Annotated in this window: 7 protein-coding genes; 3 read left to right on the forward strand and 4 right to left on the reverse strand. The window is 29.0% G+C overall.

Annotated elements, in window-relative coordinates; all coding sequences use genetic code 11:
• The 4 genes from ACTT83_RS05565 to ACTT83_RS05580 all read right to left on the reverse strand — a co-directional run.
• Positions 1-1,641 (reverse strand): alpha-amylase family glycosyl hydrolase (locus tag ACTT83_RS05565; protein WP_440919112.1); only part of this gene is annotated, 1,641 nt, incomplete at its 3' end.
• Positions 1,641-2,861: a glycosyl transferase gene (locus ACTT83_RS05570; RefSeq protein WP_440919113.1), complete on the reverse strand. Its 1,221-nt coding sequence runs from the start codon at positions 2,859-2,861 to the stop codon at positions 1,641-1,643. The genes ACTT83_RS05570 and ACTT83_RS05565, both read right to left, overlap by 1 nt.
• Before the next feature lie 15 nt (positions 2,862-2,876).
• Complete coding sequence (locus tag ACTT83_RS05575) at positions 2,877-3,677, reverse strand: HAD-IIB family hydrolase (protein ID WP_440919114.1); 801 nt, start codon at positions 3,675-3,677, stop codon at positions 2,877-2,879.
• Between the two features lie 6 nt (positions 3,678-3,683).
• Positions 3,684-4,736, reverse strand: coding sequence for an ABC transporter ATP-binding protein (locus ACTT83_RS05580; protein WP_440919115.1), 1,053 nt, complete (start codon positions 4,734-4,736; stop codon positions 3,684-3,686).
• A gap of 140 nt (positions 4,737-4,876) precedes the next feature.
• Here ACTT83_RS05580 and ACTT83_RS05585 point away from each other — a divergent pair, with 140 nt between their 5' ends.
• From ACTT83_RS05585 to ACTT83_RS05595, 3 genes are read left to right on the forward strand one after another with little or no spacing between them, the layout of a single operon-like run.
• Positions 4,877-6,205 (forward strand): ABC transporter substrate-binding protein, encoded by a 1,329-nt coding sequence (locus ACTT83_RS05585; protein WP_440916309.1) that lies wholly within the window; start codon positions 4,877-4,879, stop codon positions 6,203-6,205.
• Between the two features lie 49 nt (positions 6,206-6,254).
• Positions 6,255-7,514 carry a carbohydrate ABC transporter permease gene (locus ACTT83_RS05590; protein WP_440919116.1) on the forward strand — a complete coding sequence of 420 codons (1,260 nt, stop codon included), beginning with the start codon at positions 6,255-6,257 and terminating at the stop codon, positions 7,512-7,514.
• Positions 7,504-8,697: a carbohydrate ABC transporter permease gene (locus ACTT83_RS05595; protein WP_440919117.1), complete on the forward strand. Its 1,194-nt coding sequence runs from the start codon at positions 7,504-7,506 to the stop codon at positions 8,695-8,697. The genes ACTT83_RS05590 and ACTT83_RS05595 overlap by 11 nt, the downstream gene beginning before the upstream one ends.
• Positions 8,698-8,786: the final 89 nt, after the last annotated feature.

Here is an 8,786-nt window from a genome sequence, read left to right on the forward strand (position 1 = left end):
ATTCTTCATCTTTTGATTTTTTTTATCAATCTTGATTGTTTGAATTTTTGAACTTAAATTTGTAATACATATTATTGTCTGTTTTTTATCTTTACTAATTCTTTTAAAACCATAGATTTTTCGTCCAAAATCTAAATTTATTCTCGAAGCATTTGGATGAAAAGCTCTCTGATTTCTTCTGATTCTTAACAAATTACAGATACTGGTATAAAATTTATTTTGCTTTGTTTTGCTGTCTTTAAGTTTATTAATAATATTTTTCAAGTTCCATTTATATCTATTAATATCTCTGTTATTACCTGTAATTATAAATTTAGCCTCGTCATTAGCCGTACCAAAAATTGAATTAAAATATATAGCTGGAATACCCTCAAAAGATATCATGATGGCGTGAGCAGAAAGATATCTCTCAAAATAAAATTCACCTTTTTGATCATAATCAGATTTTTTTAAAGCATCAAAAACAGTAATATTAGCTTCATATACTTTTTTGGTTTTATTTAAAACTTTTCTATAAGAAAATTTTGAGCCATTTTTTTTAAGTCTCTTTAAAAAGTTATTTAATACTTTTTGATTTAATAATCCCTCCGTAGGCCTCATTCCAATTCCGTCATGTGATGCAATGAAATTTAAATAACTATTACCTTTTTTTGTATTTGGAAGGTTTTTACTCCATTTATTTAAAAATATGCTATTTTCAAATAATAAAGCGTGAATTAATAGAGGTGGTAAAGAAAAATTATAAATCCAGTTAGCTTCATCATTTTTTCCAAAGTAACTTAAGTTTTCTTTCTCAGGTAAATTAGTTTCTGTAATTATATTAGTTTTAATATTAAGTAGATTGGTTATATTTCTTAAAAGTTTAATTATTTCGTGTGTCTGTTCTAAATTTATACACTTACTTCCATTTTCTTTCCAAAGGTATGCAATAGCGTCTAATCGAAAAATAGTTACACCATTGTTAATCAGATGAATCATTATTTTGATAAATTGAATTAATACAAAGGGATTTCTAAAATTTAAATCAATTTGATCTGGGCTAAACGTCCGCCAAAGATAATCAGATTTTTTAAAAATTTTAATTTTTTTAAGTAATCTATGATCTCTTGGTCTAACTACTTTAGAAGTGTTAAATTTTGAATCTACTGTTAAAAAATAATCTTTTCCAGGCTCCTTTTTCTTTAAAAAATTTTTAAACCATAAACCTCTTGCTGATGAATGATTAATGACCATATCAGCCATGACATCACTTGATTTTGAAACATTCTTTATATCTAACCAATTTCCAAGTTTACTCTCTACTTTGTAATGATCTTTGACAGCAAATCCACTATCACTACTTGAAGGATAGAATGGTAAAAAATGAATAGTATCAAAATAATCTTTTAATTTTTTTTGATAGAAGTTTTGAAATACTTTAATTGATTTCTTTTTTCCTGAATATACGCTGTCTCCATAACAAATAACCAAAGTAGTTTTTTCAGAGATACTTTTTTTCTTTTTTGGATTTTTTTTATTAAAATGATGGATTATTTGAAAAATTTCATTCTCAAAATAATCAATATTTTTTTTTGATAGGAATGTCTTGTAAATATTGTCTAATTTAGACCTTATAGTTCTCTGATCTTTTTGAGTTAACATTAATAATATTTTTTATTATCATCATTAACTACTTTTTCAAGTCTTCCAAGAAAATCCGGTATAGCACTTTTTACTCTACTCCATGTGGGTATAAAAGGGGTATCCATTGGATTAAGAATAAAGGCTTCTCCTGCTTTCATTATATTAATTGCAAATAATTCGACTGCTTTTTCCTCAGTATGAGAATCAAATTTTAGACCATTCATTACTGCATCATTTCTATATATATCAATTAAGTCTAAAGCAGATCTATAATAAGTTGCTTTTAATGATCTAAACTTTTCCCTACTAAAAGTATTACCTTGAGTTGCAAGTTTTTTGATAAATGTTTTAATGATATCGATAGACATTCTTGATAGTCCTTTTGTTTCATCATCAATTGATAACACTTGATGTTTGTGGTCATAAGTATCTGCTAAATCCACCTGGCATATATTTTGAGGCGAAAAACTTCTTTGCATTTCAGATAAAATTCCAACTTCTATTCCCCAGTCTGAGGAAATTCTTAATTCAGGTAAAACATTCCGCCTAAATGAAAATTCACCTGCCAAAGGATATTTAAATGACTTCATAAAGTCTAAATAATCACTTTTACCAATAGTTTTTTCTAGTGCTGTTAGTAACGGAAAAACTAATAATCTTGCAACTCTTCCATTCATTTTTTCATTTGCTACTCTTGGATAATAACCTTTGCAAAATTCAAAGTTGAAAAGGGGATTTACTACTGGATAAAATAGCTTTGCAAGCATTCTTCTATCATAAGTTTTAATATCACAATCATGTAAAGCAACTGATCGCGCACTATCCCTTGCTATACACATGCCTATACAATACCAAACATTCCTACCTTTACCGAGCTCACTTGGAGCAAGGTTATTTTTTTTTAATTCTTGATCAAGTTTTTTTAAACCAGGTCCATCATTCCACAGAATTGAAAAAGGTGATTTTAATTTCTTAAAAAATTTCCAAGCTTTTTTTGCTTGTGCTTCATTAGCTTTATCTAATCCGATAATTATGTGATCTAAATATTTTGTTTTACTTATTTCCTCTACTATTTTTGGTAAAGCTGTTCCCTCTAATTCAGAATAAAGACATGGTAAAATTAATTCCATTTTTCTTTGTTTTGAAAATTTTGATAGCTCACTTTCAATGACTGATGTGGACTTTGTTTTAAAGTCGTGCAAAGTTGAGACTACTCCGTTTTGAGAAAAATCGCTCATGCCGGGTTTTTAATCTTAACAGTCTAGTTTAACTAGTGCCGTTTTAATCACATCAGCCCAGCCCTCAGGTGATGGCTTGTTCGAAACTATTAAATTATCTATGTTTATTTGATCCTGTGTAAATTGATCATTAAAGACTAAACATGGAATATCACAATTTCTCAACATATCTAAATCATTGAAATTGTCTCCTACAGCTATGACCTTTATTTTACTTTCTACCTTTTTGTAAATTTTAAGAACTTGATTCATTGATCTAACTTTATCTGTGTTATCTCCTAAGTTTAAAACACGACCACCTTCTTGCATTGTTAATGAAGAAGATCTTAAAATTTTAAATAATCTATTTTTTTCTTTTTTGTCACCCTCAAATAAAAATGGAATTGTATATTTCCGATTTAAAGCATTTTTTAAATTATTTTCCTGAAGACCAAAAATATTGGTTTGTTCTTTTGAATTCATTTTTGAAATAAATTTACATTTAGCTTTAAGATTTTCAGGAACTTTAGAATCAAAAATTTCAATTAATTCCTGTTTATCTCTGCTCAAAACTATTTTGTTTGGAAAATTACTATTTATTAAATTCAATCCATGAATTGAAGATCCATTTTCAGATATATAAGGAAGATCCGAACCAAGTTCCGTTATAAATTCCTCTATTTCTTTTTCAGTTTTACTAGTATTAGGAATAATAATAATCCCTTGATCAATAAGACTTTTTACATAATCTTTTATCTCATCAAATTTGAAATTATCTCTATGTAATAATGAACCATCTAAATCAGTAAATATAATTATTGAAAATTTTTTACTCAAAGAAATCTATTTTATCCTGTTTTTATTTTTGTCAAAAAATAAAACCTTGTCTTTAGAAAATGATATTTTAAGTGGCTGATTATCTATATTTTCTGACGATTTAATAGTAATTTGGTTGTCCGATAATTTAGCGTAAATAATTTTTTCGAAGCCTAAATTTTCAATAAGATCTACTTTAACATCTAATTTAATTTCACGATCATTTTTTATGCTGATATCTTCAGGCCTAATACCTAAATAAATCTCATCTTTAAAATTAAAATTTTCAAAAGTAATTTTATTTTTAAATAATTCTATGGTGTTAGAATTGATAATTTGTTCTTTATTAATTTTGACAATATTCATTTTTGGGGAACCAATAAATTCTGCAACAAAAATGTTATTTGGATCAGTGTAAATTTCATTTGGTGTTCCAAATTGTTCGATAATTCCTTTATTTAGCACTACGATTCTATCAGCTAATGTCATCGCCTCTATTTGATCGTGTGTTACATAAATAATATTTGTTTTTAATTTTTTGTGTAACTTAGAAATTTCAACTCTCATTTCAGATCTTAAAGCTGCATCTAGATTAGACAATGGTTCATCAAATAAGAATACTTTAGGATTTCTTGTAATTGCTCTACCGATCGCAACTCTTTGCCTTTGTCCACCTGAAAGTTGTTTAGGTTTTCTCTCTAGTAAATCCTCGATTTGAAGAGTAGCAGCTGCGTGATTAACTTTTTTACTAATTTCATCTTTTGAAATTTTTTCCATTTTCAAACCAAATGACATATTTTCAAAAACATTCATGTGTGGATATAAAGCGTAAGATTGAAAGACCATTGCAATTTCACGCTTAGAAGGAATTAAGTTATTAATTAATTTTGTATCTAAAAATATTTCTCCTTGATCGATACTTTCTAATCCTGAGACCATTCTTAATAAAGTTGATTTTCCACAACCTGAGGGACCTACTAGAACTATAAATTCTCCATCGTGTATGTCTATGTTGAAATTGTTGATAACTTTATTTTCACCAAATGATTTTTCGAGATTTTTAATAACAATTTTTGACATTTATTTGATTTAAAGGGATTTTAACTAACCATTAAATGTTGTTAAAAATTTATTACACTGCTAGATTTATCGCAATGAAAAAATCGCGAACATCAGAGAAAACTAAATACCAGAGAGGAACAATATAAGAGGGGGAATACATGATTAAAAAAATCATAATTAATATATTTGCTCTAGTATTTCTAATTACTAATACTAGTTTTGCGGATATTAAATTTTGGACGACAGAGGTCCAACCTGCAAGAATGGCAAAACAAGAGGAGATGGCCAAAGCGTTTGAAGCTAAAACTGGCATCAAAGTTGAAGTCATACCAATTGAAGAAAAAGATCTTGGTACCAGAGCTACTGCAGCAGCAGCTGCTGGAGATCTTCCAGATGTGATTTATCACACTCTTCAATATGTTTTACCATGGGCTGAGGCAGGCATATTAGATGTTGATGCAAATAACGCTGTAGTTAAGTCGTTAGGTAAGAAAACATTTGCACCGGGTGCATTAAATATGGCTAAGAAAGGTGGAAAAATTGCAGCTGTACCAGTTGATGGCTGGACACAAATGGTCGTTTATAGAAAAGATCTATTTGCTGCAGCTGGTTTAGAGCCACCAACTTCATATGCAAACATTGTTAAAGCAGTTAATGCATTATCAAGCAATGACATGTTTGGCTTTGTAGCAGCTACTAAAACAGATGAAAACTTTATGAGCCAAGTACTTGAACATGTACTTTTAGCTAATGGAGTTAATTTTGTTAAAAAAGGTGGAACTAAAAAGCAAGGGAAAGCTTTAAAGAATTCTTTAGAATTTTATAAAGTTATTGCTAAAGCAAGCCCTCCAGGAGAATTATTCTGGAAACAATCAAGAGCTTTATACTTTGCTGGAAAAACACCAATGATTATTTGGTCACCATTTATTATGGATGAGTTAGCAGGTTTAAGAGACTCTGCTCCGCCAACAATTAATAGTGATCCAACATCACCAGAGTTAGCTTCTAAAACTGGTTTCATTACTAATTTTAGTGGACCGAACAATAAAAAAGGAGCTGCTTGGGCTGATGTAAGATACTTTGGTATTACTGCGGATGCAGATACTGATGAAGCTAAAAAATTCATCGAGTACTCTATGAGTGAAGGTTATACAGCGACATTAGGAATTGCTCCGGAAGGAAAATTTCCAGTAAGAAGAGGAAATAAGAGTGATCCTAGTGCTTACACTAAAGCTTGGAGTAAATTACCAGTAGGTGTTGATAGAAAAGCTCCTTTAACAGATCTTTATTCTGCAGATGTTATTGATAACATCGTTGCAGGTTTAGATACTGCAAACAGATGGGGTGTTAAAGAGGGTGAACTATCTCGAGCATCAAAAATCATCAATTCTCAATTCTTAAACAGAATCACTAGAGAATATATTGATGATCAAATCTCAGTTGATGAAGCGGTTAAGAAAATTAACGCTGAATTAGCTAAGTTTTAAATAATAAATTTATAAAGAGCGGATAATATTTTATTATCCGCTTTTTATTATGAGTGATTCATTATCAAAATTAGAAAAAAGAACTGCTTACACTTTAGTTTTACCTGCAGTCCTATTAGTTTTTGCCATCGTATTATTTCCCATATTTGCCAATGTTTGGATTAGTTTTAAAGACATTGAATTAAAAGATATTAGAATTCCAGAACCTCGAGCAAAGAAAATTGTTAAATCAATTTCAGAAAACCGATCAGAATTAAAAATTATTTATAAATTACGAAATAGTTCTTTAATTCAAGAAATTAGAAATGTTCAGTTTCAAGATAAATTTCCAACAAATATTTCACCAGTAAATTTAGATTCAAGATGTAATTTTCAATCTAAAAAAGTTGTTTGTGATTTTGGAAATTGGCAGGCGAAATATAGGGAAAATTTTGAGATAACTATACAGAATAACAATGGTGAAATAATTGATAAAAAGATAATTAAATCTCAAAAACCAATTTTAAGTGGGAAAGCAGATAACCCGCTACTCACTACAAATTTTACTTTAGAAAATTTCAAAAAAGTTTTTTATGAAAATAATTTTGTTGAATTACTTTTAACGACATTTTACTTCACTTTTTTTGGCACAGTTGGGGCAATTATCTTTGGAATTTTAGCAGCACAATTAGTTAATCAAAATATTCAAGGACGAACATATATGCGAGGTATTTTACTTTTTCCATATGTAGGCCCTGTAGTTGCTTTAGCTTATACTTGGACTTTATTACTGGATCCAAATAGCGGAACTTTAAACGCATTATTGGTTAATTTTAACATCATAGAGCAACCAATAAATTTATTAGGGCAAAAATACATAACAATGAGTGTTTTGGGTTTTGAATTTAAATTAAGGTTGGCTTTAACCACAGTCATCTTTTTTGAAATTTGGCGCTATTTTCCACTCGCCTTTCTATTTATTTTAGCAAGATTGCAAGCAATACCACAAAGTTTGTATGAAGCAGCAGAGGTGGATGGAGCAAGTCCGATTCAAAAATTTATCCATATTACACTGCCTCAAATTACAGCCATCATCTCAATTTTATTTATGATTAGGTTTATTTGGAATTTTAATAAATTTGAAGATATCTTTTTATTAACAGGTGGGGCATCAGGTACAAGAACTTTACCTATTAATGTTTATCAACAAGGTTTTGCAGTTTCAGATATTGGGATGGGCTCTGCTGTTTCAATAGTCATTGTGATGTTACTTCTTAGTTTCATGGTTATTTATTTTAGATTAATTGGAAAGAGGGCTAATGAAGTTTAAGTCTCTTGCAATATTTCTAATCATTTCATCTTTTTTTCTGGCATGTATTTTGTCAATTTGGAAAATCATGGCTACGCTCCAAGGTTTAAGTTTCACTAATTTAAACATCACACCTGTATTCTTAATTGGTATTTTATTATCTTTAACATTTGTCTTAATCGGTAATAAACTTAACCACTTAATAAAGATTCTTTTATTATCTTTTATATTTTCAATTTCATATTTTTACTTAAATGAAGCATCTCCATATTGGTATATATTTGGAGTTTTCTTAATTACTTTATTTTTTACGAACAAACTCAAAAAATATAATATGCAATCTTTAAAGGAAGATTTCATATCTGAAAAAATTATTTTTGATTTTATTACCTTATTTGGGATTGTTTTCTTTGCATTTGTAATCTTATTCCCGTTTTACATTATGCTAGTTACCAGTTTTAAAACTCAGATCGCTTTATTAGTTAATCCTTTAGACTTTAGTCTAGATTTTACCAAAAGGTTAACTGAGTTGTTCAAATCTTATTTTGTTATCTTTGAAACTTATAATTTTGGTAGATATATCTTAATAAGCTCAGCTGTTTCAATTGGAACTGTTATTGTCACTCTATTATTTGCAATCCCTGCAGCTTATGCTGTTGCCAGATTAAATTTTTTTGGCAAAAACTTTTTATCAACCTCGATTTTAATTATTTATATGTTTCCAGCTATTGTTCTAGTGATCCCTTTATATACTGTGTTTAGTCAACTTGGATTAAGAAACTCAATCTTTGGTTTATTGATTGTTTATACTGCAACTACCTTGCCAGTTGCTATTTATATGCTGCAAGGATATTTCAAAAGTATTCCAAAAGAAATTGAAGATGCTGGTATCATGGATGGTCAAAATTGGTTTGGTATAATTTTAAAGATTATAATTCCTTTAAGTTTGCCAGCTATTGCATCTGTTGCACTCTATGTCTTTATGATTGCTTGGAATGAATTCCTTTTTTCATTGATGTTTTTAGATAGTCCTAAATCCTTTACTCTATCAAGAGCTATTCAATATCTTAGCGGAGATGCAGAAACACCACGTCAATACTTAATGGCAGGTTCAGTCATAGTCACAGTACCTGTACTTTTAATTTTCATATATTTTGAAAAATATTTGGTCAGTGGTCTAACTGCTGGCAGCGTAAAAGAGTAATATTATTCAATTGAAATATTATTTATTATTAATAATTTCTAGTAGAAGATGAATTTGTGAGTTGAGAAATATAAATGTGAGACATAGTG

This window comes from Candidatus Pelagibacter sp. (assembly GCF_052049775.1).
In the GTDB taxonomy this organism is placed as follows: Bacteria; Pseudomonadota; Alphaproteobacteria; order Pelagibacterales; family Pelagibacteraceae; genus Pelagibacter.